Origin of the sequence: Microbacterium sp. HMH0099, from assembly GCF_049384025.1 — a bacterium.
Taxonomy (GTDB): Bacteria; Actinomycetota; Actinomycetes; order Actinomycetales; family Microbacteriaceae; genus Microbacterium.
The window spans coordinates 340,037-363,482 of the sequence record NZ_JBMRJR010000005.1 but is presented as its reverse complement, the minus strand read 5'-3'; the positions used below and the strand labels follow the sequence as shown (position 1 = coordinate 363,482).

The 23,446-nt window shown below is 72.5% G+C and carries 26 protein-coding genes and 1 tRNA gene; 14 read left to right on the top strand and 13 right to left on the bottom strand.

Going from position 1 to position 23,446, the window contains the following annotated elements:
• Positions 1-16: 16 nt before the first annotated feature.
• Positions 17-1,198 carry an AI-2E family transporter gene (locus tag ACO03V_RS13720; protein WP_423137957.1) on the top strand — a complete coding sequence of 394 codons (1,182 nt, stop codon included), beginning with the start codon at positions 17-19 and terminating at the stop codon, positions 1,196-1,198.
• 4 nt (positions 1,199-1,202) lie between these two features.
• Positions 1,203-2,246 (top strand): ATP-dependent DNA ligase, encoded by a 1,044-nt coding sequence (locus ACO03V_RS13715; protein WP_423137956.1) that lies wholly within the window; start codon positions 1,203-1,205, stop codon positions 2,244-2,246.
• Between the two features lie 340 nt (positions 2,247-2,586).
• Here ACO03V_RS13715 and ACO03V_RS13710 read toward each other — a convergent pair whose 3' ends face one another.
• From ACO03V_RS13710 to ligD, 4 genes are all read right to left on the bottom strand, one after another.
• Positions 2,587-2,928 (bottom strand): hypothetical protein, encoded by a 342-nt coding sequence (locus tag ACO03V_RS13710; RefSeq protein ID WP_423137955.1) that lies wholly within the window; start codon positions 2,926-2,928, stop codon positions 2,587-2,589.
• Positions 2,925-4,136 carry a hypothetical protein gene (locus ACO03V_RS13705; protein WP_423137954.1) on the bottom strand — a complete coding sequence of 404 codons (1,212 nt, stop codon included), beginning with the start codon at positions 4,134-4,136 and terminating at the stop codon, positions 2,925-2,927. The genes ACO03V_RS13710 and ACO03V_RS13705 overlap by 4 nt, the downstream gene beginning before the upstream one ends.
• A 70-nt stretch (positions 4,137-4,206) precedes the next feature.
• Positions 4,207-6,084 carry an alkaline phosphatase gene (locus ACO03V_RS13700; protein ID WP_423137953.1) on the bottom strand — a complete coding sequence of 626 codons (1,878 nt, stop codon included), beginning with the start codon at positions 6,082-6,084 and terminating at the stop codon, positions 4,207-4,209.
• Positions 6,085-6,271: 187 nt separating this feature from the next.
• Positions 6,272-7,297 carry a non-homologous end-joining DNA ligase gene (ligD, locus tag ACO03V_RS13695; protein ID WP_423137952.1) on the bottom strand — a complete coding sequence of 342 codons (1,026 nt, stop codon included), beginning with the start codon at positions 7,295-7,297 and terminating at the stop codon, positions 6,272-6,274.
• Between the two features lie 128 nt (positions 7,298-7,425).
• Between ligD and ACO03V_RS13690 the strand changes: the two genes are divergently transcribed.
• Positions 7,426-8,052, top strand: coding sequence for a DUF1684 domain-containing protein (locus ACO03V_RS13690; RefSeq protein ID WP_367729154.1), 627 nt, complete (start codon positions 7,426-7,428; stop codon positions 8,050-8,052).
• A gap of 361 nt (positions 8,053-8,413) precedes the next feature.
• Here ACO03V_RS13690 and ACO03V_RS13685 read toward each other — a convergent pair whose 3' ends face one another.
• From ACO03V_RS13685 to ACO03V_RS13675, 3 genes are all read right to left on the bottom strand, one after another.
• Complete coding sequence (locus ACO03V_RS13685) at positions 8,414-9,478, bottom strand: SseB family protein (protein WP_367729153.1); 1,065 nt, start codon at positions 9,476-9,478, stop codon at positions 8,414-8,416.
• A gap of 206 nt (positions 9,479-9,684) precedes the next feature.
• Positions 9,685-12,120 carry an ATP-dependent helicase gene (locus ACO03V_RS13680; RefSeq protein ID WP_423137951.1) on the bottom strand — a complete coding sequence of 812 codons (2,436 nt, stop codon included), beginning with the start codon at positions 12,118-12,120 and terminating at the stop codon, positions 9,685-9,687.
• 94 nt (positions 12,121-12,214) lie between these two features.
• Positions 12,215-12,736 (bottom strand): general stress protein, encoded by a 522-nt coding sequence (locus ACO03V_RS13675; protein ID WP_423137950.1) that lies wholly within the window; start codon positions 12,734-12,736, stop codon positions 12,215-12,217.
• Positions 12,737-12,888: 152 nt separating this feature from the next.
• Between ACO03V_RS13675 and ACO03V_RS13670 the strand changes: the two genes are divergently transcribed.
• Positions 12,889-13,293, top strand: coding sequence for a YccF domain-containing protein (locus ACO03V_RS13670; protein WP_423137949.1), 405 nt, complete (start codon positions 12,889-12,891; stop codon positions 13,291-13,293).
• A gap of 9 nt (positions 13,294-13,302) precedes the next feature.
• Here the strand turns inward: ACO03V_RS13670 and ACO03V_RS13665 are convergent, their stop codons facing one another.
• Entirely contained in the window at positions 13,303-14,241 is a 939-nt protein-coding gene (locus ACO03V_RS13665; RefSeq protein ID WP_423137948.1) for a hypothetical protein, read from the bottom strand.
• Positions 14,242-14,310: 69 nt separating this feature from the next.
• Here ACO03V_RS13665 and ACO03V_RS13660 point away from each other — a divergent pair, with 69 nt between their 5' ends.
• The 7 genes from ACO03V_RS13660 to ACO03V_RS13630 all read left to right on the top strand — a co-directional run bounded on the left by ACO03V_RS13660 (position 14,311) and on the right by ACO03V_RS13630 (position 18,041).
• Positions 14,311-15,225: a DMT family transporter gene (locus tag ACO03V_RS13660; RefSeq protein ID WP_423137947.1), complete on the top strand. Its 915-nt coding sequence runs from the start codon at positions 14,311-14,313 to the stop codon at positions 15,223-15,225.
• On the top strand, positions 15,206-15,955 hold the full coding sequence (locus ACO03V_RS13655) for a GntR family transcriptional regulator (protein ID WP_423137946.1): 750 nt from the start codon (positions 15,206-15,208) through the stop codon (positions 15,953-15,955). Before ACO03V_RS13660 ends, ACO03V_RS13655 begins: the two co-directional genes overlap by 20 nt.
• Before the next feature lie 69 nt (positions 15,956-16,024).
• Positions 16,025-16,100, top strand: a tRNA-Met gene (locus ACO03V_RS13650).
• 38 nt (positions 16,101-16,138) lie between these two features.
• The gene (locus ACO03V_RS13645; protein WP_367729138.1) at positions 16,139-16,366 is read left to right on the top strand and encodes a DUF1653 domain-containing protein; all 228 of its coding nucleotides are present in this window, start codon (positions 16,139-16,141) and stop codon (positions 16,364-16,366) included.
• A gap of 106 nt (positions 16,367-16,472) precedes the next feature.
• Positions 16,473-17,225 (top strand): DUF2071 domain-containing protein, encoded by a 753-nt coding sequence (locus tag ACO03V_RS13640; RefSeq protein ID WP_423137945.1) that lies wholly within the window; start codon positions 16,473-16,475, stop codon positions 17,223-17,225.
• A gap of 5 nt (positions 17,226-17,230) precedes the next feature.
• Positions 17,231-17,764 (top strand): DUF1697 domain-containing protein, encoded by a 534-nt coding sequence (locus tag ACO03V_RS13635; protein ID WP_423137944.1) that lies wholly within the window; start codon positions 17,231-17,233, stop codon positions 17,762-17,764.
• A gap of 52 nt (positions 17,765-17,816) precedes the next feature.
• On the top strand, positions 17,817-18,041 hold the full coding sequence (locus ACO03V_RS13630; protein ID WP_367729133.1) for an RNA-binding S4 domain-containing protein: 225 nt from the start codon (positions 17,817-17,819) through the stop codon (positions 18,039-18,041).
• Positions 18,042-18,117: 76 nt separating this feature from the next.
• Here the strand turns inward: ACO03V_RS13630 and ACO03V_RS13625 are convergent, their stop codons facing one another.
• The 3 genes from ACO03V_RS13625 to ykgO all read right to left on the bottom strand — a co-directional run bounded on the left by ACO03V_RS13625 (position 18,118) and on the right by ykgO (position 18,907).
• Positions 18,118-18,414 carry a hypothetical protein gene (locus tag ACO03V_RS13625; protein ID WP_367729131.1) on the bottom strand — a complete coding sequence of 99 codons (297 nt, stop codon included), beginning with the start codon at positions 18,412-18,414 and terminating at the stop codon, positions 18,118-18,120.
• Positions 18,411-18,719, bottom strand: a complete 309-nt coding sequence (locus tag ACO03V_RS13620) for an ArsR/SmtB family transcription factor (RefSeq protein WP_367729129.1) — start codon at positions 18,717-18,719, stop codon at positions 18,411-18,413. The genes ACO03V_RS13625 and ACO03V_RS13620 overlap by 4 nt, the downstream gene beginning before the upstream one ends.
• A gap of 65 nt (positions 18,720-18,784) precedes the next feature.
• Positions 18,785-18,907, bottom strand: coding sequence for a type B 50S ribosomal protein L36 (gene ykgO / locus ACO03V_RS13615; RefSeq protein WP_367729123.1), 123 nt, complete (start codon positions 18,905-18,907; stop codon positions 18,785-18,787).
• 80 nt (positions 18,908-18,987) lie between these two features.
• Between ykgO and ACO03V_RS13610 the strand changes: the two genes are divergently transcribed.
• The 3 genes from ACO03V_RS13610 to ACO03V_RS13600 all read left to right on the top strand — a co-directional run bounded on the left by ACO03V_RS13610 (position 18,988) and on the right by ACO03V_RS13600 (position 21,111).
• Entirely contained in the window at positions 18,988-19,989 is a 1,002-nt protein-coding gene (locus tag ACO03V_RS13610) for a GTP-binding protein (protein WP_423137943.1), read from the top strand.
• An 82-nt stretch (positions 19,990-20,071) separates the two neighbouring features.
• The gene (locus ACO03V_RS13605) at positions 20,072-20,278 is read left to right on the top strand and encodes a hypothetical protein (RefSeq protein WP_423137942.1); all 207 of its coding nucleotides are present in this window, start codon (positions 20,072-20,074) and stop codon (positions 20,276-20,278) included.
• On the top strand, positions 20,278-21,111 hold the full coding sequence (locus ACO03V_RS13600) for a DUF72 domain-containing protein (protein WP_423137987.1): 834 nt from the start codon (positions 20,278-20,280) through the stop codon (positions 21,109-21,111). The genes ACO03V_RS13605 and ACO03V_RS13600 overlap by 1 nt, the downstream gene beginning before the upstream one ends.
• A 227-nt stretch (positions 21,112-21,338) precedes the next feature.
• Here ACO03V_RS13600 and ACO03V_RS13595 read toward each other — a convergent pair whose 3' ends face one another.
• Both ACO03V_RS13595 and ACO03V_RS13590 read right to left on the bottom strand, forming a co-directional pair.
• Positions 21,339-22,424: an ABC transporter permease gene (locus ACO03V_RS13595; protein ID WP_423137941.1), complete on the bottom strand. Its 1,086-nt coding sequence runs from the start codon at positions 22,422-22,424 to the stop codon at positions 21,339-21,341.
• A complete protein-coding gene (locus ACO03V_RS13590) occupies positions 22,421-23,416 on the bottom strand; it encodes an ABC transporter ATP-binding protein (protein ID WP_423137940.1) in 996 nt (331 codons plus the stop codon). Before ACO03V_RS13590 ends, ACO03V_RS13595 begins: the two co-directional genes overlap by 4 nt.
• Positions 23,417-23,446: the final 30 nt, after the last annotated feature.

Genomic DNA, 23,446 nt, shown 5'->3' with positions numbered 1-23,446 from the left:
CGGCTACCTTCGGACCATGAGCCTGTTCTCTCGTCGCCCCGAGCCCCGCACCGTCGTGGCCCCCGCGGCCCTGCCGCCGGGCGCGGACACGCCCCGGAGCCTCTGGTCCGACGGGTTCGGACGCCTCGCCGTGCGCGCCGTGCAGATCATCGTGGTCGTCGTGCTCGTCGCCGGGTTGATCTGGGGCATCCAGCAGGTGACGCTGGTCATCATCCCGCTGATCCTCGCCCTCATCTTCGCCTCGGCCTTCGGCCCCGTCACCATGTGGCTGCGACGCAAAGGCGTCCCGGCGGTCGTCGCGACCCTGCTGACGCTGCTCGCCGTCGTCGCCGTGCTCGGCGCGCTGGGCTGGCTCGTGGTGAACGCCGTCGTCGACCAGTGGGACTACCTCAGCGCGCAGGCCGTCGAGGGCTTCGAGACGGCACAGGACTGGTACCACACGCTGCCGTTCGCCCTCTCGCCCGATCAGGTCAACCAGGCGATCAGCGGCATCCAGGACTTCGTCACGAGCGCGCAGTTCGGCACCGGCGCCCTCGCCGGCGTGAGCGCGGTGGCCTCGTTCGTCACGGGCTTCGTGCTGATGGTCGTCATCCTGTTCTTCTTCCTCAAGGACGGGCCCCGCATGTGGGAGTTCGTCCTGCGCCCCTTCCGCGGCGCCGACTACGACCGCGCCCGTCGCATCGGCGACAAGACGGTGACCGTCCTCGGTTCGTACGTCCGCGGCACGGCCTCGGTCGCGGCCGTCGACGCCATCGGCATCGGCATCGGCCTCGCGATCCTGCAGGTCCCGCTCGCCCTGCCCCTGGCCGTGCTGGTGTTCATGCTCGCGTTCATCCCGATCGTGGGTGCGGTGACCGCCGGCATCCTGGCGGCCCTCGTCGCGCTCGTCACGAACGGCTGGGTCGTCGCCTTGATCGTCGTCGGGATCGTGGTGCTCGTGAACCAGCTCGAGGGGAACTTCCTGCAGCCCGTGCTCATGGGCCGCTCGATGAAGCTGCACTCGTTCGTCGTGCTGGTGGTGCTCGCCGGCGGCACCGCGATCGGCGGCATCCTGGGCACCCTGCTGGCCGTGCCGCTCACCGCCGTCGTGTGGGGCATCGTCACCGTGTGGAACGGGCCCGACAAGCCGGCCGAATGGGCGCGCAAGAAGAAGCGGTCGAACCCCGTGCCTCTGTCCGGGGACGAGAGCAAGGCCTGAGTCCATGGGCTACGACATCCCCGCACCGATGCTGGCGAAGTCGGTACCCGCGGTGCCGGAGCACGGCAAGGTCGCGGGCGGCTTCAGCTACGAGCCGAAGTGGGACGGGTTCCGCGCCCTCGTGTCGTGGGACGGCACGGACGTCGAGATCGGCAGCCGAGGCGCGAAGCCGCTGACCCGCTACTTCCCCGAGCTGGTGGCGGCGTTCGCGGAGATCCTGCCCGAGCCGTGCCTCATCGACGGCGAGGTCGTCGTCGCCCGCGGCGAGCCGGGGGCGCAGCGCCTGGACTGGGAGGCGCTGTCGCAGCGCATCCACCCCGCCGCGTCGCGCGTCACCATGCTGTCCGAGCAGACGCCGGCGATGTTCATCGCGTTCGACCTGCTCGCCCGCGGCGACCGCGACCTGCAGGACGAGCCGTTCTCCGAGCGCCGGGCCCAGCTCGTCGATCTGCTCGGCGACGTCCCGCACCCGGTGCACGTCACCCGGACGACCGACGACCCCGATCTCGCGCGTCGCTGGCTCGCCGAGTTCGAGGGGGCCGGTCTGGACGGCGTCATCGCCAAGCCGCTCGCCCAGGCCTACGCGCCGAACAAGCGGACGATGTTCAAGATCAAGCACGCGCGCACCGCCGACGTGATCGTTCTCGGGTATCGCATCCACAAGTCCGGTCGCGGCGTCGGCTCGCTGCTGGTCGGCCTCTACGACGGCGAGGGGCGGCTCCACGGAGTGGGCGGCATCTCGGCCTTCACCGACAAGCGCCGGCTCGAGCTCATCGACGAGCTGGAGCCGCTGGTCGAGCGCGACGACGCCGGCGACGCGGTCGTCGGCGAGACGGACCGTTCCCGCTTCTCGGCATCCAAGGACGTGTCGTTCGTCCGCCTGCGCCCCGAGCGCGTGGTCGAGGTCCGCTACGACCAGCTCGAGGGCATGCGCTTCCGCCACACCGTCCAGTTCGAGCGGTGGCGCCCCGACCGCGAAGCCCGATCGTGCACGTTCGACCAGCTGGAGTCCGTCGGCGCCTACGATCTGGGCGACGTCCTGGACTGACCTGCGCGTCGTCCTGGATTGACCTGCGCGTCGTCCTGGACTGACCGGCGCGTCATCCTGGACTGACCTGCGCGTCTGCAGGACTGGTGGGGCGGATGCCACTCCCTGCACCCCCGCAGTACGCACCAGCCCCACCGGCCCTGCATCCTGACGGCCGACGCAGCGGCTGTCCGCACATCTGCAGGACTGGTGGGGCGGATGCCACCTCCTGCACCCCCGCAGTACGCACCAGCCCCACCGGCCCTGCATCCTCGCGGCGCAGCACCCCACCCGCCCCACGGGTCCGGCACGCTCGCGGCGCAGCACCCCACCAGCCCCACCGGCCCTGCAGGGCAGGAGCCTACGTCCGCGGGCGCCTCCGCAGCGCGGCGCCGATCACCGCCAGGGCGACGGCCGCAGCCCCGCCGAGCAGCCACGGCGACCCGCCGGTCGCGGCGAGTCCGTCCGGCGTCGAGGAGGACGCACCGGGGGCCCGGGTATCGAGGGGGTCGGGGCTGGCGGCATCCGGAACCCCCGCCCGCGCGGGCACGTCGACCTGCAGGCGGATGACCGCGCTCTCGTCGGAAGGGTCGAGAGGGGATGCCGCCGCCGTCACGGCCCCGCTCATTCCGGCGGTCAGCAGACCGAGGCCCACCGCCATCGTGAGCACCGGCACGCCGACGCGGTTGCGCGGGAGCGTCACCGGGTCCCTGCCGCGGCGGTCTCGCGCGTCGCGTCGACGGTCTCGGGCTCGGTGGCATCCGGAGTCGCCTGGCGGCGCCGACGACGACGTAGGACGAGGGCGGTGACGGCCCCCGCGAGGAGCACGAGGAGGGCGAGGCCGGTCCATGACGGCGCCGCGGCGACGAAGTCGGCGTCGACGGGGGCCGGAGAGGTGATTGCATCGTCGCCGAGTGCGACGGGACGCACCTGAGTGGACCCGAACAGGGCGAGGATCGGCCAGGCGCTCGTCTCGGTGATGACGGTCGCGGAGTCGCCGGGCAGCAACTCGGTGGCGTCGCCGGTGAGGGACGCGGAGGTGATCCCCGGACCGGAGATCGCGGCGAGGGCGCCGAGGCGGACGTTGCCGGTGTTGGTGACGACGGTCTCGACGCGGAGGGTCCCGGGCGCGAAGGGGATCCACGACGGTGAGAACGTGGTGGACACCTCGCCGACCCCGAGCGCGGGGACGATGTCGCCCGCGACCTGGAGGTGCACGCGGACGCCGATGCGGTTCGTGACGGTGACGCCGTCGTCTGCGGTGCTGACGCCGACGACGACGCCGGCCGGGTGGTCGCCCGGGGTCACGTCCGCCGGCACGTCGATGCGCAGCGGGAGGACGCGGGTCTCGCCGGGCGCGACGGCGACGGTGCCGTCGGGTGCGCCCTCGAGGGTGATCCAGGCGCCGGAGTCCTCGGGCGCTCCGGCGGCGATGTCGAACGCACCGTCGTCACCGACGACGCCGTCGCCCGCCGCCACCGTGTAGGTCGCGGGCTCGGTGCCCAGGTTCGTGACGGCGATGGCGTCGGTCGCCGAGCCGCCGGGGTCGATCGTGTGACGCAGCGAGATGCGCCCGTCGGGGCCGTCGGCGTTCGCGGGGGCGACACTCCACTGCGCGGCCGCGGCAGAGGCGGGGGCGACGGCAGAAACGGAGGCAGCGGCCGAGGCCGAAGCGACGGCAGAGGCAGAGCCGAAAGCAGGAGCCAGGGTCGCGGCGGAGCCGGGAGCCGCGACAGCGGCGGAGCCGGGAGCCGCAACAGCGGCGGAGCCGGGAGCCGCAACAGCGGCGGAGCCGGGAGCCGCAACAGCGGCGGAGCCGGGAGCCGTGACAGCGGCGGCGGCCGGGCCGGCGGAGAGCAGCAGACCGCCGGCCAGGACGGCGGCGGTGAGAACGGGGATGCGGGGGGACACGGGGGTTCCTTCGAGTCGGGAGGAGGACGACGGCCGGTGCGCCCCGTCGGGACGCACCGGCCCGGAGCGATCAGTCCTTCGCGAAGAGCGTGAGGGTGATCTCGCTGCCGTAGCGGCCGCTCTCGGCGGTCGCGGGGATGGTGAGGTTCAGGTCGGCGGCGACGACCGTCTCGCCCACACGTCCGACGCGGTCGGCGTCGGCGAGGGTGGCGGGCTTGTCGAGGGTGGCGGTGCCACCGGCGACGGCCCCGGCGGCCGAGCTGACGACGCGCGGAGTCCACGCGAGGTTCTCGGCGCCGAAGGAGCGGTTGCCCGCGACGAACGCGGACGCGGAGCCCGAGAGCGTCCAGCCGCGGCCCTGGGCCTGCGCCTCGTTGCGGCTGTCGGTGACGACGACCTGCGGCAGGGCCGCCTTCTGCGCGGAGGTGTCACCGGCGAAGGCCACCGGGCCCTCGACGGCGGGCACGGCAAGGCTCAGCTGACCGGCCTGCGCGGGAAGCGGGACGGATGCCTCGACGCCGACGGCGTCGCCCTCGGCCGGCGCGTGTCCGAGCAGGTCGAAGATCGTCTTGCCGAGGTCGGTGTTGTCGAGGTAGGCCCCGCGGACGAAGTCCCACTTGGCCGCGCGGGCCTGGAGGACGTCCGCACCGGCGCCCTGCGCGTAGAGCGGCACGAGCGCGTTGGTGTGGTTGCCGGAGTGCCACGACACGTTCGGCAGCTGACCGGCGGTACCGGTGAGCGCGGTCCACCCCTTCTCGACACCGGCGCCGGGGCCGGCGAGGTAGCCGGTCTCGTGGTCGGCGGTGACGATGACCAGCGTCTCGTCCCAGTTCGAGTTCGTCTCGACCCAGTCGGTCACGGCCTCGACGGACTCGTTGAACGACAGCTGCTCCTCGACGATGCGGGTCGTCTGGTTGGCGTGGCCGGCCCAGTCGACGGCGCCGCCCTCGACCATGAGGAAGAACCCGTCCTCGTCCTTCTCGAGCACGTTCAGCGCGGCGGTGGCCGACGTCGCGAGGGAGGGCACGTCCGCGTTGATCTTGTCGGTCCAGGGCAGCACGGTCTTGTTCGACAGGCCGGGACGGTTGTACTGGAACGTCTCGGCGACGCGGGCGAGGCCGAAGAGCTTGTCGGGGACGTTCTCACCGGCGGCGATCTTCTCGAAGTCCGCCTTGCTCTCCACGTACGAGAACGGGGTCTTGCCCTGCGTGACGCGGTCGAAGTCCGTCTGCGAGATCCACGAGCCGGTCCCGAAGTGCGACGAGCGCGAGGTGTTGGCATCCGTGTAGTTGGGGTGACCGCCGCCGATGATCACGTCGACACCCGAGTCGATCATCTCGGTCGCGAGACCGTGGTAGTCGTTGCGGCTCTTGTTGTGCGCGATGAAGCCGGCGGGGGTGGCGTGGTTGAACGGCACCGACGTGACGAGGCCGACCTTCTTGCCGACCTCGAGGGCCTGCTCGCCGACGGTCAGCAGGCGCGTGCCGTCGGGGGCGAAGCCCAGGGTGCCGTTGGTGGTCTTCACACCCGTGCCGAGCGCGGTGCCCGCTGCGGCGGAGTCCGTCGCGCCGGAGGCGACCCACGTGAAGTCGCCCCACGCGAGGTCGGGGTCGTACGCCGCGCGGCCGCCGGCGGAGTAATGCGACTGCGCGATCTGCACGGCGAAGTCGTCGTACACCTCGCTCTTGGTCCCGGGGACCTTCGTCGCGGTGCCCGAGTTCGGGGCGACCTCGACCTGCTGGTAGCTCGCGCCGGTCTCGTAGAGGCGGGCGGCGTCGAACTGGTTGTAGCCGCCGCCGTCCGAGATCAGCACGATCACGTTCTTCGGGACGGGCGTCTCGGCGGTCTCCGCGGAGGCGGCCACGGCCGGGGTGGCACCGAGGGCGACGCCCGCGACGGTGCTCATGACGATCAGACGACGCGCGCGTCCGGTCGTGCGAGGGTTCATGATGTCTCTTCCGTTTCGTATGGGGGATGCCGACCGGTGGCCGGCTTCCCCGAGCATGACGAACGAAGGAGACCTGAGAACGTCTCTCAGGAAGCGTCGAGGTGAACGTTCCCCCGGCTTCGTCACGGTTCCGTGAACGCTGCGCCGGGAAGTGGCATCCCGAGTCCCGGGATGAGAAGGTGTGCGCTCAGGCGGAGGGCGTGCGTGCGCGGGACGGCTGGACGCGCGGCGGCTCCCCGGGCATCTTCGGGAACTCGGGCGGGAACGGCAGCTCCCCCAGACCGGCGTCGACGTCGCGCTGCCACCACTCCAGGAGGGTGTCGACGCGACCGGGACTCTCCGAGAAGCCCGCCCAGGGGTCGCCGATGGATGTCAGCCGTTGCGGCACCGACCGGACGGTGAACGCGAGCGGGTCGAGGCCGTCCAGCTCGTCCCACGAGAGCGGAGTGGACACGGTCGCCGCGGGGAGGGCCCGCGGGGAGTAGGCGCCGGCCATCGTCCGATCGCGGTTGGCCTGGTTGAAGTCGACGAAGATGCGCCGGCCGCGCTCCTCCTTCCACCAGTTGGTCGTCACGGCATCCGGCATCCGTCGCTCCAGCTCGCGTGCCGCCGCGATGACGGCGTGTCGGACGTCGAGGAACTCGTGCGTCGGCTCGATGGGGCAGAACACGTGCAGACCGCGGTTGCCGCTGGTCTTGATGAACGCCTCAAGGCCGGCTTCGCGCAGGACCGTGCGCAGCTCCCGGGCGGCGGGGACGGCCTCGGCGATGCCCGTGCCCGGCTGCGGATCGAGGTCGATGCGCAGCTCGATCGGGTGGTCGGGGTCGCTCGCGAGCGAGGCCCACGGGTGGAACACGATCGTGTTCATCTGGGCCGCCCACACCGCCGACCCGATCTCGCCGAGGAAGAGCTGTGGATGCCGCCGCCCGCTGTTGTACGTGACGGTGACGGCCTCGACGAAGTCGGGCGCACCCTTGGGCGGGTTCTTCGAGAAGAAGCTCTCGCCGCCCACGCCCTCGGGGAACCGCTCGAGCGAGACGGGGCGGTGACCGGTGGCGGCGAGGAAGGGCTCGGCGACGGCGATGAGGTACTCGGCGAGCTCGCGCTTGGTGATGCCGCTGTCGGGCCAGAGCACCCGGTCGGGGTTGGAGATGCCGATCTCGCGGTCGCCGTCGGGTCCCGGCACGGTGAGCATGATGCGGGGGGTTGCCATGGTGCCGACGCTAGCCGCCGGGGCGGGGCCGTGTCTGCCCGTTGCGTGATCGCCGCGTCGTCACCCGGCCCCGCGCGCGCGTGTCCACCCCTGGACCGCGGTTCCCGGCATCCGCCTACGCTCGGATCATGACCACCCGCGCCGCCCGCACCGCCCTCGACATCGCCGACTGGCGCCGTCGCGTCTTCGCCCTGTACAGCGCCGTCCGCGAGATGGACGACGTCGAGGACGCGCACGAGCTGTGGCGGATCGAGCGCGATGCGCTGTTCGCCGACCACCCGGCCACTCCCCTGCTGCCCGAGCAGCGCGACGGGTTCGTCGGGCTCCCGCTCGCACCGTACGACGCGGCGTGGCGCTTCGAGCTGCCGCTGCTCGACGCCGACGAGGCCTCCTTCGTCGCCACCACCGGCACGGACGGCGAGGTCGCCTTCGAGCGCATCGGACGGGTCGAGGTGCCCGACACCGGTTCGCTCGACGTGTGGCGTCTGACCTCGTACGGCGGCGGGATCTTCATTCCGGTCCGGGATGCCGCGGCGGGACGGCCCGGCGGAACCTACGGCGGCGGCCGCTACCTGCTCGACACCATCAAGGGCGCCGACCTCGGCCCCGGGGCCGCGCCGGACACGATCGTGATCGACTTCAACTTCGCGTACAACCCCTCGTGCGCCTACGACCCGGCGTGGGCCTGCCCGCTCGCTCCCGCGGGGAACGTCCTGCCGGTCGCCGTCCCCGTCGGGGAGCTGTCGGGGCACTGACCGCGTCCGGCGTCGGGCCGAGCTGACTCGCGCTCGGTCGAGCCGCACTGACCCGCGCCCGGCGTCGAGCCGCACTGACTCGCGCTCGGTCCAACCGCACTGACGCGCGTCGCGGAGTGGCCCCGGGGCCACCCCCGACGCCCCGGGGCCACACGCGGCCACAACCACGGCCGGCGCAGAGCACTCCCCTCACAGGCGCACACGCAACCGCGGCCACGGCCGACACAGGCCGCTCCCCCACACGGTCGCGGAGTGGCCCCGGGGCCATCCCCGGCGCCCCGGGGCCACGTGCGCACGCGCAAGCACAGCGCCGGAGCCGGCCAGGGTCCCGCCCAGACGTCCGAGCCGGCGAACGCGAGGACTACGCGCGGGCGATGACGGGCGCGAGGTCGTCGCGGGTGAGACGGATCCAGGGACCCGCGGGGTCGATGAGCAGACCGGTGAGGCCCTCGTCGCCCGCAAGGGCCTTGGCGAGCTGCTCGACCTTGAGCGGCAGGGGCTGGTCCCCGCGTCCGAGGGCGAGCAGTTCGAGCGGGTGCGAGAACACCTCGAGATAGCGCTCTCCCGTAGCCGACCGCGATTCGGCGACGCCGACGGGACCGCCCTCTTCGGTGCGGTTGACGGCGATCCACAGCGGCACCTCGGCGAGGATGGCCGCGACGACGGCGGCCGCGGTCTCGTCGGTGCGCGTCTCGCTCAGCGCGGTCTTGATCCGCAGCTCCGGATCGGCCTGCTCGACCATGCGCTCGAGCAGCGGACGCGGGAGCACCGCGCGCGCCGGCGACGAGGCGGGGTCCAGGACGATGCCGCCGTAGGGGCCGGCGAGCACATGACGCAGCAGGGCCATGATGGGCTGCCCCATCGCGGAGGTGTCGTGGTCGCCGTCCGCGCTCACGCTGGCCCGCAGGGCATTGCCGCCGGTGAACGCGAGGACGAGCTGCTCGTCGCCGCGGGAGGCGACGGCCAGGGGCAGCTCCTTGCCCTCGGCGAGGAGCGCGCGAGCGTCGCCCTTGACGCGGAGGAAGACGTGCCCCTGCAGCAGCTGACGGGCGACGTTGAGCAGATCGGCGTTCTGCGGCGGGTCGGTGAGCTCCGAGAGGGCGATGCCGAGCAGCGCGTTATCGCGAAGACCCGGGATGCTCTCGGATCCGACGGGGGCCTCCGCGGGTCCCGGCTGGCGTGCCGACGGGCGGGCGGCCACCGGGGGCTCGGTCGGCGACGCCGCTCCGACACCCCGGAACGACGACATCGAGATGTTCACCGTGGGCGCGGCGTCGGCCGGGGCGGCGTCGCCCGGGGCGGTCGTGTCCGCGTCGCTCGGACCGGCCGGGTCGACGGGCTGTTCGCCCGGCTCGATCGTCGAGTCGGGGCGGTCGGCCGACGCGTCTTCGGAGTCGGACTTGTTTCGGCGCGAGAAGAGGGCCATTGAGCAAGCCTATCCGCGCGCTCCCCCGCACCGGCCCCGCCGCTCGCGCACTCCCGCCCCACCGCTCGCGCACTCCCGCCCCGCAGCTCCACCCCGGCCCCCGCCGCCTGTGCGTTCCCGCCACGCAGCGCGCGCCCGACCACTCGGCCGACACACGCCGGGCCTCGCCCCCACCGCACCGGCAGGCGGCGGACCGGAGGGATGCCTCAGAGCTTGGCGATCGGCGCGATCTTGACGAGCAGCTTCTTGGGTCCCACGCTGTCGAACCGCACGTGCGCGACGCGCTTGGCGCCTTCGCCGGTGATGGCGTCGACCCGGCCCTCGCCGAAGTCGTCGTGGCGGATGCGGTCGCCGGCCGCGAGCTCCAGGTCGCCGTTGTCGCGGACCTTGGCGGGGATGCGGTTCGGGAACTTCGACGGGTCCGCCGGCTCGCGCTTGGGCAGGGGGACGAGGTCGTCGCCGTACCGGTTGCCGCCGGACGGGGAGCCGGGGCGACGACCGCGGGCGTTGAGCGCCCGGGATTGCGTCCCGCCGCGGCCGTTGACGTCGCCTGGCGACTGACGCCAGTCGATGAGGTCCGCGGGGATCTCCTGCAGGAAGCGGCTCGGCATCGCGACGGTGACCTCGCCGAACTGGGCGCGGGTCATCGCGAGCGAGACGTGCAGTCGTTTGCGGGCGCGGGTGATGCCGACGTAGAAGAGCCGGCGCTCCTCCTGCGGTCCGCCCGGCTCGTTGGCCGAGATGCGGTGCGGGAGGAGGTCCTCCTCGACGCCGGTGAGGAACACCGCGTCGTACTCCAGTCCCTTCGCCGTGTGGAGGGTCATGAGCGACACCGAGCCCGACGCGTCGTCGAGGTCATCGGCATCCGCCACCAGGGTGACCTCCGTGAGGAAGTCGATGATGGTGCCCTCGGGGTTGTTCCGCGCGAACTCGCGGGTGACCGCGATGAGCTCGTCGAGGTTCTCGAGGCGCGCCTCGTCCTGCGGGTCCTTGCTGGCGCGCAGGGCGTCGAAGTAGCCGCTCTTGTTCAGCAGAAGCGTGAGGCCCTCGGTCACCGAGGTGGACGGGGCGAGCTCACCGGATGCCGGGAGCATGACGGCCGTGGCCTCGGTGAGCACCGCGTCGAGCTGGTCGATGGCCTTCTGCAGCTTGGGGCCGACCCCGATCTGCGCCGAGTTGGCCAGGGCGTCGCGGAAGGTGATGCCGTGTTCGGCGGCGTAGCGGGCGATGGCCGTCTCGGTGACGTCGCCGATGCCGCGGCGCGGCCGGTTGAGGATGCGGCGCAGCGCCATCGAGTCGGCGGGGTTCGCGACGGCGACGAGGTACGCGAGGGCGTCCTTGATCTCGGCGCGCTCGTAGAACTTGGTGCCGCCCATGATCTTGTAGGGCACCGCCGAGCGGATGAAGATCTCCTCCAGCGCACGGGACTGCGAGTTGGTCCGGTAGAACACCGCGACGCCCGAGTAGTCGACGCCCTTCTTGTGCAGCGCCTCGATCTCGTCGGCGACGAACTGGGCCTCGTCGTGCTGCGAGTAGCCCGTGAAGCCGATGATTGGGTCGCCCGCGCCGACGTCGGTCCAGAGCTTCTTGTCTTTGCGGTCGAAGTTGTTGGCGATGACGGCGTTGGCCGCGGACAGGATGTTCTGCGTCGAGCGGTAGTTCTGCTCGAGCAGGACCACCTTGGCGCCCGGGTAGTCGCGCTCGAACTCGCTGATGTTGCGGATGTCGGCGCCGCGGAAGGCGTAGATCGACTGATCGGAGTCGCCGACGACGGTGAGGGATGCCGCCTCCTCGGCGGCCGGTTCGGCGTCGAAGATCATTATCCCGCCGGACGAGAACGGCTCGGCGTCCGAGCCGGGGGCCCGGGTGAGCTCGTGGATGAGGGCGTACTGCGCGTGGTTGGTGTCCTGGTACTCGTCGACCAGGATGTGGCGGAACCGCTTGCGGTAGACGTCCGCGACCTGCGGGAACGCGCGGAACAGGTACACCGTCTGCGCGATGAGGTCGTCGAAGTCGAACGCGTTCGCGCGCTGCAGCTCCCGCTGGTACGACGAGAAGATCTCGACGAAGACGCGTTCGGCCGGGTCGCTCATGTTGGCGGAGCGTGCGTAGGACTCGGCGTCGGCCAGCTCGTTCTTCAGCTTCGAGATGCGGCTCTGCGTGCCCGCCGGGGTGAGCCCGAACGAGTCGCCCTCGTGGTCCTTCACGAGGCGCTTGATGAGTGCGCGCGAATCGCCGGAGTCGTAGATCGTGAACGACTTCGTGAAGCCGAACTGCTCGGCCTCGCGACGGAGGATCCGGACGCAGGCGGAGTGGAACGTCGAGATCCACATCCCGTCGGCCTTCTGCCCGATCAGTTGGTGCACGCGCTCGCGCATCTCGCCGGCGGCCTTGTTGGTGAAGGTGATCGCCAGGATCTGGCTCGGATACGCCTCGCGCGTGCGGAGCAGCGAGGCGATGCGGCGGGTGAGCACGCTCGTCTTGCCGGACCCGGCACCGGCGACGATCAGCAGCGCCTGACCGCGGTAGATGACGGCCTCGCGCTGCGGCCCGTTCAGGCCGACGAGCAGGTCGGCGTCGGGACGGGCATCGGACGGTGCGGGACCGTCGACGATCAGGGGCGTGCGAGAGGCGTCGGTCATGGCGGGATCAAGTCTAGGCGGGGCCTCCGACATCGGCCCCGCCCCGAGACGCACGGAGGCGCCCACGGTCGGGAGACCGCGGGCGCCTCGACGATCAGACCGCGGGAGCCGGCGGTGCCGGCGGACGCGGGGGCACGACATCGGCCGGAGCGTCGCCGACCGAGCCGGAGAGGATGGACTGCGCGCGGCTCAGGTGCTCGGCATCCACCATGACGTCCCAGCGCTCGGCCTCGAAGCCCTGCACGGACGAGAAGTCGCGGCGACCGCGGGTGAAGGCGTGCCCGGCGAAGCCGAAGACGGCACCCCACACGGCACCGAGGACGGCGCCCCACAGGAGGAGGCCGATCCACGCGGCACCGGGTGCCAGGATGCCGAAGACGAGTCCGATCAGCAGACCGAACCAGGCGCCGGACGCCGCGCCGAGACCGGCCGCGCGTCCTCGGGTCATCCGTCCGGTGACCTGCTCGACGATGCGCACGTCGTGGCCGACGATGGCGGTGTTCTCGACGGGGAAGCCTTCGTCCGACAGGCGGTCGACGGCGGCCTGGGCGCCCGCGTACTCGCCGAAGCTCGACAGGACGCGGCGCTCGGGGGTGGCTCGAGTGAAGTCGCTCATGATGTGTCCCTCCCTGGTGACGCCGCCACGGTAACCGCGCCGCCTGTGGGCGACAGGGCACTTGCGCGCGGCCTCCCGCAGGGATAGCCCCTCCCGGTGACGTGATGTCAAACCCCCGGACGCCTCACAGACCCTGCGGCCAGGATTCCTCTATGCGGCTCATCCTCAACGTCCTCTGGCTGGTGCTCTCCGGCTTCTGGCTCTTCATCGGGTACATGGTGGCCGGGGTCATCCTGTGCCTGCTCATCGTCACGATCCCGTGGGGCATCGCGTCCTTCCGGATCGGCGCCTACGCCCTGTGGCCGTTCGGCCGCGACATCCGCGATCGGTCGACGTCCGGTGTCTTCTCGTTCATCGGCAACGTGATCTGGGTCGTGGTCGCCGGATGGTGGCTGGCGCTCAGCCACATCCTCAGCGGGGTGGCTCTGTGCCTGACGATCATCGGCATCCCGCTCGGCATCGCCAACTTCAAGCTCGTGCCGGTGTCGCTGATGCCGCTCGGCAAGGAGGTCGTCGAGACCCGGCGCGGCGCCTTCGATCGCAGCATCACGCGCTGACGCCGCTTTCTACAGGGATTCGCGCGTCTTCTGCCGCCCGGGCAGCGCGAGCGCGATCCCGATGATCGCGACCACGGCGCCGACGGCGGCAGAGACCGCGACGAGTTCGACGGCGAGCCCGCCGCCGCGTCCCCCGGTCATCTCCCCGAGGTTCCAGGGCAGGACGCCGATCTGGTCGTTCCACGAGTCGAGGGCGACGGCCGCGCCGACGGCGGCGACGGTCGCTGCGGGCAGGGCGTATCCGGCGCCCACGCCGGCGAGGGCGATGCCGGTGGCCCGGCGCGCACCGATCTGCGCCGTGAGCGACCAGCCCGCGGCGACGAAGAGCCACGCCAGCAGGGCGAAGGCGATGCTGATGTAGAGGACGCGGACCGTCGGCCGGGTCCACAGCGCCTGCCAGACGCCCTCCGGGCCGGACAGCGACACCGCGCCGAGCGCGACCGTGCAGCGCAGCACGAGCGCTCCGCCCACCGCGGCGATGACGGGCCACGGCGACCGACGGCCCAGCAGCAGACGGACGGCGAGAGCGAAGACGAGCCAGCCGGCGAGCGCGACGAGCACGCTGAGCGCCCCGTCGTGCGGGGCCTGGACGAACCGCGTCGCGACGAGCAGCCCGCCGGGGACGACGATCATGAGCCACCGGTCGAGCGGCAGCACGCCGAGCGCGGACTCCCTCGCGCGCCAGGGGCGGGTCGAGGCGACCCACGTGGCGCGTGCCGCCGCAGCGCCCGGCCGGCGGACGAGCCGCGTTCGTGCGGCGACCATTCCGATCACGAGCCAGGCCGCGGAGAGCACGAGCAGGCCCCGGGCGTACCACTCCGTCTCCGCGCTGACCGTGACGGGCAGACGGGTGAACGGGTCGACCAGGGCGGCCAGCAGCACGCCGATCCCGAGGAGCATCACGGCGGTGGCGGCGGCGAGGGTCCCCCGTCCTGCCCGCATCGCCATGCGCCTACGTTACCCGCCGTCGAGAGGCGTCCCCGCCATCGCCTCGGCGGATTGTGTAACAATCTTGCCATGCTCCCCGCCCTCGCGATCCTCGCCGCGGCACTGTGCTTCTCCACCACGGGGACGGCGCAGGCGCTCGCCCTCGTCGACGCCTCCCCTCTGGCGGTGGGGGCCGCGCGGATCGTCGTGGGGGGCGGCATCCTGGGCCTCATCGCCCTGGCGCGCGCCGGCCGCACCCGCGCGCCGGGCCGTCCCGTCCTCCCGTCCCGCGCGACGGTGCTCCTCGTCGCCCTCGGCGTGGTCGGCGTCCTCGCGTACCAGCCGCTGTTCTTCCTCGGCACGCGCGAGAACGGCGTCGCGATCGGCACCGTCGTCGCCCTCGGTTCCGCGCCGATCGCCACGGGGATCATGGATGCCGTCCGCCTCCGCCGTCCGCCGACCTCGCGCTGGATGCTGGCCACGGCCGTCGCCCTCGCGGGTGTCGTCCTCGTGTCGGGGGTCACCGGCGGCGCCGTCGCCCTCGCGCCCGGCGGTCTGCTCGCCTCGGCGGGAGCGGGGATGTCGTACGCCCTCTATACGGTCGGCGGCAAGTCGCTGATCGAGAGGGGGTGGGACTCGACCCGCGTGATGGGCACGGTGTTCGGCCTGGCGGCCGTGGCCAGCCTGCCGGTGCTCCTGCTGGCCGGGACGTCATGGCTGTTCGCACCCGCCGGGCTCGCGCTCGCCCTGTGGCTGGGCGTCGTGACGACCGCGGTGGCGTACCTGCTGTTCGGCTGGGGGCTGGCGCGCCTGAGCGCCGTGACCGTCGCGACGCTGACCCTCGCGGAGCCGCTCGCCGCCACCGTCCTCGGCCTGCTCGTGCTGCGCGAGGAGCTCACGGCGATCAGCGCCCTCGGCCTCGCCCTCATCGCGGTGGGCCTCGCGATCGTGTCGGTCCCCGCGCGTCGTCGGAAGGGGGCCCTGGATGCCATCCCCTCGGCGTGACGCGCCCGACCACTCCCCCGCGGCGAACGCCCGCGCCGCTGCGGTTCGCCCGGTCGATGCCGGCGGCCGCGCCGGCGCCCCGAACGCCCGCACCGGCGGCGATGCCCCGGGCCCGCGGGCGGCCGACCTCGTCGCGGAGGCGGTGCGGAGCGGCATCCTGTCCGGCGAGCTCGCCCCGGGCACGCCGCTGCGCGAGGAGGAGCTGAGCGCGACCCACGGGGTGTCCCGGCACACCGCCCGGACCGCCCTCGCCCGGCTCACGGCCGAGCGGCTCGTCACCGCCGAGCCGTACCGCGGCGTGCGGGTGTCCCTCCTCGACGACGCGGCGCTCGTGGCGCTGCAGCAGTTGCGCTGCGCCCTCGAGACAGAGGCCGTGCGGATCGTGAAGGAGGGCGGCATCCATCCCCCCGACGTCGACGACGCCCTCGACGCCCTCGCCGCCGCGGAGGAGTCCGGCGATTGGCCCGCGACGCTCGACGCGCATGCGCGCGTGCACCTGGCCCTCGTCGACGCGGCCGGCAGCCCGCGGATCGCCGAGGAGTACCGCCGGCTCGACTCGGAGATGCACCTGCTGCTCACGCATGTCCGGCCGGCCTATCCCGCGGGCGCGCTGGCCGCCGAGCATCGCGCGTACGTCGCCGCCGCGCTGTCCGACCCCGAACGCGCCGTGCGGGCGCACCTGGACCACTCGACGCGGGCGATCCTCGACAGCCGTCGTCGCGACGCCTGAGGACACATCCCGTCACCCGGCGCAACGAAACCCTGCGGCGCGACGGCCTGGGTTAGCGTCGGAGGACATCGCGGCGATCCGGGCGGTCCCGGGCCTCGGCTCATAACCGGAGGCGTTGCGGGTTCGACTCCCGCCGTCGCGTCCACGCCCCCGGGTGCACACCCGGCCCCGTACGATCACGGGATGCCATCACCTGATCCCGTCGCCGTCGAGCCCGGCATCTATCAGCACTTCAAGGGCGCCCGCTACGAAGTCATCGGCACCGGCCGGCACAGCGAGACCGAGGAGCCGATGGTGTTCTACCGGAAGCTGTACGACGACTACTCCTTCTGGGTGCGCCCCCTCGCCATGTTCACCGAGCACGTCAGCCGCGACGGCTACGACGGTCCGCGCTTCACCCGCCTGTTCTGAGCGTCCCGGCGCCGAGCGCGAGCTGGACCGTCGCGGATACCTCGACGCCGTAGCGCTTCCCGCCGTCGCCGTTGCCCCGCTCGGCCGCGCCGAGGAGGATCGGGCCATGGCGACCATCATCCCGACAATGGCTGCGACCATCGAGCGCCGCCTGCTCGTCAACTACCGCGTCGACCCCGCCGTCGCGCGCGAGCTCCTCCCGCAGGGGCTGCGCCCGCAGCTCATCGACGGGAGCGCCGTCGCCGGGGTCTGCCTCATCCGGCTCGGCGCTTTCCGGCCCGCGTGGGTGGGCCCCGAGATCGGGCACCGCAGCGAGAACGCCGCCCACCGCATCGCCGTCGAGTGGGACGCGCCGAGCGGCACCCGGACGGGCGTCTACATCCCCCGGCGTCACAGCGCCTCCCGCCTCGCCCGGCTTGTGGGCGGTCGCGTCTTCCCCGGCGTCCACCGTCGTGCGCGCATCGTGTCGAAGGAGACCGATGCCGAGATCTCCGTGCACATCGACGCCGACGACCTGCGGGTCCGGGTCGATGCGCGGCTCGCTCCCGACGAGGCGTTCCGCAGCGGGCTGTTCCCATCCTTGGCATCCGCGTCGGACTTCTTCCGCAAGGACGCCGTCGGATGGTCTCCCGCCCGTAACGGGAGCCTGGAAGGCCTGCGACTCGACACGGACGCGTGGCGCGTCGAGGCGGCGACGATCGACACCCTCGAGTCGAGCTTCTTCGACGGGCTCCCGGCGGGCTCCGCGCAGTTCGACGACGTCCTCGTCATGCGCCGGGTGCCGGCCCGGTGGAGCAGCCCGTCCGACCCCGCGCGCGCGTCGCGGACGGAGCGCGCCACCTCGGGCCGCGACCGCTGACCGTCATGTCCTCGCCGACGCCGTCTTCGATGCGCCGCGTCGCGTTCATCCGCAATCTCAACCAGGGCCAGCGCGGCCACGTCTCGACGGCCGACCTCGTCGGGTCGTTCGAGGATGCCGGATGCCGCGACGTCGCGCCCTTCCAGAGCAACGGCACCGTGGTGTTCTCCGGCCCTGCCGCCCTCGCGACGGACGCGATGTCCGCCCTCGCGGTGCGGACGGGGGTCGAACGCGAGGTCTTCGTGCACGGCTTCGACGACCTCGCGGACATCGTCGCCGCTCACCGGGGCGCCGATGACGCCGCACGGCGAGAGCTCACCCTGCATGCCCCCGTCCTCATCGCCCTCGACGAGCGGGCCGCGAGCGAAGCGGCGCGACGTCGCTGTTCGCTCCTTCAGACCGCCGTCGGCTGGACAGTCACCCGGAACGAGCGCGACCGCGAGTCGAACGCGACGCCCGTCATCGAACGCCTCACGGGCGCTCCGGCGACGTCGCGCGGCCTGCCGACCCTCATCCGCCTGGTCGATCGCGAAGCGTGACCGAGCGCGTCCGGTGCGACGGACGCGCACGGAGTGCTGGCATCCTGGATCCATGACCTCCCCCGCGCCCCAGGACGTCCCGATCGGCAGCGAGGGCATCCGCCTCGGTTCGTTCCTGAAGCTCGCCGGCGCCGTCGACTCCGGCGGCGAGGCGAAGGAGGCGATCATCGACGGGTACGTCCAGGTCAACGGCGAGATCGACCGCCGCCGCGGGCGGCAGCTGCAGGTCGGCGACGTCGTGACGTTCGAGGGACGCGCGTTCCGCCTGACGGCCTGACGCCGCATGCGAACGGCCCGCCTCCCCGGAGGGAAGACGGGCCGTTTCCGTCCCGAGTGCGTCGGGGACGGGCGCCTCAGTGCTCGTCGTAGTGCGTCTCGTGGAGGGCGTGGCGGTGACCGTCGTGGACGTAATCGGCGTGACCGTCGTGGTCGATCTTCTCGTGCCCGCAGTCGTCGCCGTGACGGTGCTCGTCGACCGTGTGTTCGGCCGGCGACTCGTGCTCGTCGTAGTGGTCGCCATGGAGGGCGTGGTGGTGGGTGCCGTGCACGTAGTCGATGTGGTCGCCGTGCTCGATCTTCTGGTGGCCGCAGTCGTCGCCGTGGGCGTGCTCGTCGACGGTGTGCTCGGCGTGGGTCTCGGTCGTGCTCATGAATCGTTCCCCTGTTCGGTGGGCTCTTGAACGTGGGCGATCGCGTCGAGCACGACGTGCGAGACGTGCTGGTCGACGAGGGCGTAGCGGATCTCCTTGCCCTCGCGTTCCGACGTCACCAGCTCGGCCTGCCGCAGGGTCCGCAGGTGTTGCGACACCAGCGGCTGCGACAGACCGGTCTGTTCGGCGAGCGCACCGACCGTCAGCGGTTCGCGGCTCAGCAGCCAGACGAGCGCGAGGCGCGACTCGCTGCCGAGGACCTTGAACAGCTCGGCGGCATCGTGCAGGCCCGCGATCTTGTCCACGCCCTCCACTTCACCGCACACATAAACGAATTGCAATATGTGCAGTCAATCGGTAACGGTTCTCGTTACCCCTGGCGCCCCTTCATCCGCGGGTTGAGCTTGTTGATGACGTAGACGCGCCCGCGCCGGCGGACGACCTGCGCCCCCGGCTGGTTCTTGAGGGACTTGATTGATGCGCGCACCTTCATGGCGACCTCCTTATTGATAACTCTTCTCGATAAGAGGGTAGGGTGTCGAGAGTCCGACGACAAAACGAAGGGTGGATGCCATGGATGCCACGATCGCGATCATGGGCGTGTGCGCGCCGGAGCGGCTGGCGTACGCCGAGCGCATCGCGACCGCGACGGGACGCGCGCTGCACCTCGCTCGTCGTACCGACCACGGGACGGCGCACACGCTCCCCCGCCCCCGACCGCGGACGGATGACGGCCGGATCGTCGTCGACCTCGGCACGGACGTGGACCTCGTCCACACCCTCCTCTCGCACGGCGGCGTCGCGGCCGAGGCCGTCTGTGTCGTCGACGCCCGCCACATGATTGGGGACCTGGTCGAGGACGCCGCCCTCGTGGCATCCGCCCGGCCCGGAGACCCCCGCGGGGACGTGGGCGCCCGTGCCCGCCAGGCCGCGACCGCCCTGGAGCTGGCGACGCGCATCGTGTGGGTGAACTGGGAGCAGGTGCCGACCGCGGCCCTCGCCGTGCAGATGGCGCTCGCCTCGCACCTCAACCCGGCCGCGATCGTCCGCCTCTCCCTCGATCCCGTGCGCGACCTCGCCTCGCCGGCCGTCCGCGACGGCGAGTCCGAGGTGCTCGAGCGCGCGGGATGGGTGCGGGCGCTCAACGACGAGCACGACCCGTACATGTCCGATCGTCGCGTCCGGACCCTCCGCTACGACCAGGTGCGGCCGTTCCACCCCGGTCGCCTGATGGCGGCACTGGACCGCCTCGACGAGGGCGCCGCCGGGCGTCTCGTCCGCTCCGCCGGCTTCTGCCGCCTGGCGACGCGTCCGGGGATCCTCGCCCGCTGGGAGCAGGTCGGGTCGGCGATGTGGATCGAGCCGATTGGCGCGGACGACGGCCGCATGGGGCTCGGACAGGAGATCGCGCTCACCGGCCTCGACCTCTCCCCCGCGGTGCTCGGACGCCTCCTCGACGACGCCGCCCTCACCGACGACGAGATCGCGGCGGGTCCCGCGGCGTGGGCGCACTACGAGGATCCCCTCCCGGCCTGGTCCGTGGTGGGGTCCTCGCTCCCGGATGCCACCGACTGAGGCTCCGTCCCGGCCCGCGGGCCGGCACCCGGCGCGTGTCAAGCCGGTGCCGCGTCGTCGCGCCAACAGGCACCGTGGACGCATGAGCAACCCTGACATCCCCTCCCGCCACGCCGACGACGCCCGCGCGGACTCGGCCGCCCCCACCGACGCCGTCACCGACGAGGTCCGTGAGGATGCCGCCCAGCACGAGGAGCACGTCGACCTCGACAGCGACACCGGCGACGCGATCGACGGCGAGCCGAAGGCCGACGACCCGGGCTTCCCCGCCGCGGAGGGCCACGCCTGATCGCTGACGCGTTCGTCGGCATCTCGGGCTGGCGCTACCCCCGGTGGCGCGGCGACTTCTATCCGCGCGGCCTCGTGCAGCGCCGCGAGCTCGAGTACGTCGGCGAGCGCCTGCGCTCGGTCGAGCTGAACGGGTCGTTCTACTCGCTGCAGCGCCCGTCGAGCTACCACCGGTGGCGCGCCGAGGTGCCGGAGGGCTTCGTCTTCGCCGTCAAGGGATCGCGGTACGTCACGCACATGCTGCGCCTCGTCGGGGTGCGCACGGCGCTGGCGAACTTCTACGCCTCGGGGGTGCTCGCCCTCGGCCCCACGCTCGGCCCTTTTCTGTGGCAGTTGCCCGAGCGGGTGGAGTTCGACCCCGACGTCCTCGCCGCCTTCCTCGCCGAGCTGCCCCGCACGACCGGCGACGCCCTCGCGCTCGCCCGCCAGCACGACGACCGTCTCGACGGGCGCACGTGGCTGGAGATCGAGGCGGACGTTCCGCTCCGGCACGCTCTCGAGCCGCGGTCGCCGTCGTTCTCGGACCCCCGGGCCGCCGACATCCTCCGCGAACACGGCGTCTCCCTGGTGCTCGCTGACACCGCCGGCCGATGGCCCGTCTTCGACGCGGTCACCGCCGACCACGTCTACGTCCGGCTGCACGGCTCACAGGAGTTGTACGCCAGCGGGTACGGCGACGACGAGCTGGACGCGTGGGCCGCCCGCATCCGCGGCTGGCGGAGCGGCGACGGATCGGAGGACGGGATGCCGCGCGACGTCTACGTCTACTTCGACAACGACGCCCGCGGTCGTGCGCCGTGGGACGCCGTACACCTGGCGGAGCGTCTGCGCTGACGGCATCCATCCGCCGCCTGCCGCTCGCTGCCGCCGCACGCCGGAGCGCAGTCGGCGGGTCGCTCAGGCGGTCGGGCGGGTCGCTCAGGCGGTCGGGCGGCCAGGACGGGCGCAGTAAACGCGCTCCCGTGCCGGAAACGCCGTGCCACGGCGTTTCCCCCGGCCCGGAGCGTTTACTGACGGACGGGCCCCCGGATGCCGTCGGCGATGCGCCCCGCCGGGGACGCTCAGGCGATCCGCGTACCGGGCGGCAGCCGCTTCGCGGGTGTCCGGGTGCGCGCGATGCCCCACAGCATCAGACCCGCCGCGATCACGAGCTGGACGAGCAGTCCGACGAACCAGCTCGGCGACGTGCCCTCTGCCTGCTGCTCGGGCGATGCCCCGCCGGGCTGATTGCTCGGCAGCGTGCAGCCGTCGTACGAGAAGCGGTCATCGGGCGGGGTCTGGGCCGCGCGCACTCCCGAGGCGATCTGACCGAAGAGGTCGCGCGGGTAGCCCTGAGCGTCGTACGTCGGCGGGACGGCGTCCGCGAGCACCACGAAGGGGTTGGCGGCCAGCAGCCACCAGACCCGGTCGAAGCGCGGCACCTCGGACACGTACGTCGACTCGATGCACTCGAGCTCCTCGAAGGTGGGGCACGTGCCGGAGCCCGTCGCCGAGTACGGGTCGCACCCCGGCGGGAGCGCGGCCCAGTCGATGTCGCGCGTGACCGTGGTCTGCTCCGTCCGCAGAGCCGTCCCTCCGAGGCCGAAGGCGATGAGCGTGCCGATGGTCAGGGCGGCGACGACGAGGTACGTGCTGGCCACCGAGAACAGCGGCCGCGCGACGACGGCCGAGAGCCCGACGCCGATCGCCGCGACGATGCCGACCTCGACCACGAGCACGACGAGGGCGGCCACGATGGTGCCCGGGTCGAGCTCCCCGGCGAGCGTCGCGACGACGAGGAACGGCAACGCGACGACGAGGAACGCCAGCCCGGAGACCCACGCGGCGAGGAACTTGCCGACGACGATCTCGGCCGTCGTGACGAGCGTCACCTGAACGGGAGCCAGCGTCGCGGTGTCGCGGTCGCCGTTCACGGCGCTGCCGCTGAGCGTCGGCGAGATGAGCAGTGTCAGCAGCAGCACGAGCATGATGACGAGGGAGAAGAACCACTGCGAGCCGTCGCTGGACGCGGCGAACGTCGTGAGCGACAACGCCATCACGGCGATGAGCACGACGGCGAAGACGCCGAGCAGCACGTACCAGGCGACGGACCGCACCCGCTGGCGCAGCTCAATCCCCATGATCGTCCCGAGACGGTGGAGGTTCATCGGCCGCTCCCCTCGGTCGGGCGATCGTGGAACGGCGGCTCCCCGCGGTCCGGTGGCCCGGCCTCGTCCCGGAGGTCGAGGAAGGTGTGCTCCAGGTCGCCCACGGCCGGGGCGTACTCGACCACGGGGAGACCCGCCCCGACGAGGGCGCGGAGCCCCGCTGCCGCCGCCGCGTCGTCCGTGAAGGGCACGAGCACGTCGCGTCGGTCCACGCGGACGTCCTCGCCGGCCCGGCCCAGCGCCCCGGCGATTGCGTCCCGGGATGCCGCGGACGAGCGCGAGGCGTCCGCCGTCAGCCGCACGCGCCATGTCCGCACGCGGGTCGCGGCCGCCGCGATGCGGTCGCCCGCGACCGTGCGGCCCTCGACGAGGAAGACCGCGTCGTCGACGACCTCCTCGAGCTCGGCGAGCACGTGACTGGAGATGAGGATCGTCTGGCCCTCGGCGGCCAGACGCCGCAGCAGGATCCGCAGATCGACGCGAGCCTGCGGGTCCAGACCCGACGCGGGCTCGTCGAGTAGCAGGACGCGCGGGTCGTGCATGAGGGCGCGGGCGAGCGCGAGACGCTGCTTCTGCCCGCGCGAGAGCACCCGCGCCGCGGAACCGGCGAGCGCGCTCAGTCCGACCTCCGCCAGCAGCTGGTCGGCGCGCGCCCGGGCGTCGGTGCGGGACAGGTCGTACAGCTGGCCGGTCGCCACGAGCACCTCGCGCGACGTCAGGCTGGGCCACGCGCCCAGGGCGTCCGGCATCCATCCGAGGAGCCGACGGGCACCGGACGGATCGGCGACGGGGTCGACACCGCCGATGCGCATCTCCCCCGCGTCCGGCCGCAGCAGCGACGCGAGCATGAGCATCAGCGTCGTCTTGCCCGAGCCGTTCGGCCCCACGAGTCCGGTGACCCGCCCGGGCGCGGCCTGGAAGGTCACCTCTTGCACGGCGTGCACGGAACCGAAGGCCCGTCGCACTCGCGTCGCGTCGATTCCGGCATCCATCCGGTCAGCCTAGGCGGACCGTCAGACACG

Excerpts from the sequence above, each read along its gene's own strand:
- ACO03V_RS13660 (WP_423137947.1), top strand. The coding sequence starts at position 14,311 with ATGCTCCCCGCCCTCGCGATCCTCGCCGCGGCACTGTGCTTCTCCACC.
- ACO03V_RS13670 (WP_423137949.1), top strand. The coding sequence starts at position 12,889 with ATGCGGCTCATCCTCAACGTCCTCTGGCTGGTGCTCTCCGGCTTCTGG.
- ACO03V_RS13720 (WP_423137957.1), top strand. The coding sequence starts at position 17 with ATGAGCCTGTTCTCTCGTCGCCCCGAGCCCCGCACCGTCGTGGCCCCC.
- ACO03V_RS13645 (WP_367729138.1), top strand. The coding sequence starts at position 16,139 with ATGCCATCACCTGATCCCGTCGCCGTCGAGCCCGGCATCTATCAGCAC.
- ACO03V_RS13630 (WP_367729133.1), top strand. The coding sequence starts at position 17,817 with ATGACCTCCCCCGCGCCCCAGGACGTCCCGATCGGCAGCGAGGGCATC.
- ACO03V_RS13610 (WP_423137943.1), top strand. The coding sequence starts at position 18,988 with ATGGATGCCACGATCGCGATCATGGGCGTGTGCGCGCCGGAGCGGCTG.
- ACO03V_RS13675 (WP_423137950.1), bottom strand. The coding sequence starts at position 12,736 with ATGAGCGACTTCACTCGAGCCACCCCCGAGCGCCGCGTCCTGTCGAGC.
- ykgO (WP_367729123.1), bottom strand. The coding sequence starts at position 18,907 with ATGAAGGTGCGCGCATCAATCAAGTCCCTCAAGAACCAGCCGGGGGCG.
- ACO03V_RS13690 (WP_367729154.1), top strand. The coding sequence starts at position 7,426 with ATGACCACCCGCGCCGCCCGCACCGCCCTCGACATCGCCGACTGGCGC.
- ligD (WP_423137952.1), bottom strand. The coding sequence starts at position 7,297 with ATGGCAACCCCCCGCATCATGCTCACCGTGCCGGGACCCGACGGCGAC.
- ACO03V_RS13595 (WP_423137941.1), bottom strand. The coding sequence starts at position 22,424 with ATGAACCTCCACCGTCTCGGGACGATCATGGGGATTGAGCTGCGCCAG.
- ACO03V_RS13680 (WP_423137951.1), bottom strand. The coding sequence starts at position 12,120 with ATGACCGACGCCTCTCGCACGCCCCTGATCGTCGACGGTCCCGCACCG.
- ACO03V_RS13590 (WP_423137940.1), bottom strand. The coding sequence starts at position 23,416 with ATGGATGCCGGAATCGACGCGACGCGAGTGCGACGGGCCTTCGGTTCC.
- ACO03V_RS13685 (WP_367729153.1), bottom strand. The coding sequence starts at position 9,478 with ATGGCCCTCTTCTCGCGCCGAAACAAGTCCGACTCCGAAGACGCGTCG.
- ACO03V_RS13635 (WP_423137944.1), top strand. The coding sequence starts at position 17,231 with ATGTCCTCGCCGACGCCGTCTTCGATGCGCCGCGTCGCGTTCATCCGC.
- ACO03V_RS13665 (WP_423137948.1), bottom strand. The coding sequence starts at position 14,241 with ATGGCGATGCGGGCAGGACGGGGGACCCTCGCCGCCGCCACCGCCGTG.
- ACO03V_RS13605 (WP_423137942.1), top strand. The coding sequence starts at position 20,072 with ATGAGCAACCCTGACATCCCCTCCCGCCACGCCGACGACGCCCGCGCG.
- ACO03V_RS13655 (WP_423137946.1), top strand. The coding sequence starts at position 15,206 with ATGCCATCCCCTCGGCGTGACGCGCCCGACCACTCCCCCGCGGCGAAC.
- ACO03V_RS13700 (WP_423137953.1), bottom strand. The coding sequence starts at position 6,084 with ATGAACCCTCGCACGACCGGACGCGCGCGTCGTCTGATCGTCATGAGC.
- ACO03V_RS13625 (WP_367729131.1), bottom strand. The coding sequence starts at position 18,414 with ATGAGCACGACCGAGACCCACGCCGAGCACACCGTCGACGAGCACGCC.
- ACO03V_RS13715 (WP_423137956.1), top strand. The coding sequence starts at position 1,203 with ATGGGCTACGACATCCCCGCACCGATGCTGGCGAAGTCGGTACCCGCG.
- ACO03V_RS13640 (WP_423137945.1), top strand. The coding sequence starts at position 16,473 with ATGGCGACCATCATCCCGACAATGGCTGCGACCATCGAGCGCCGCCTG.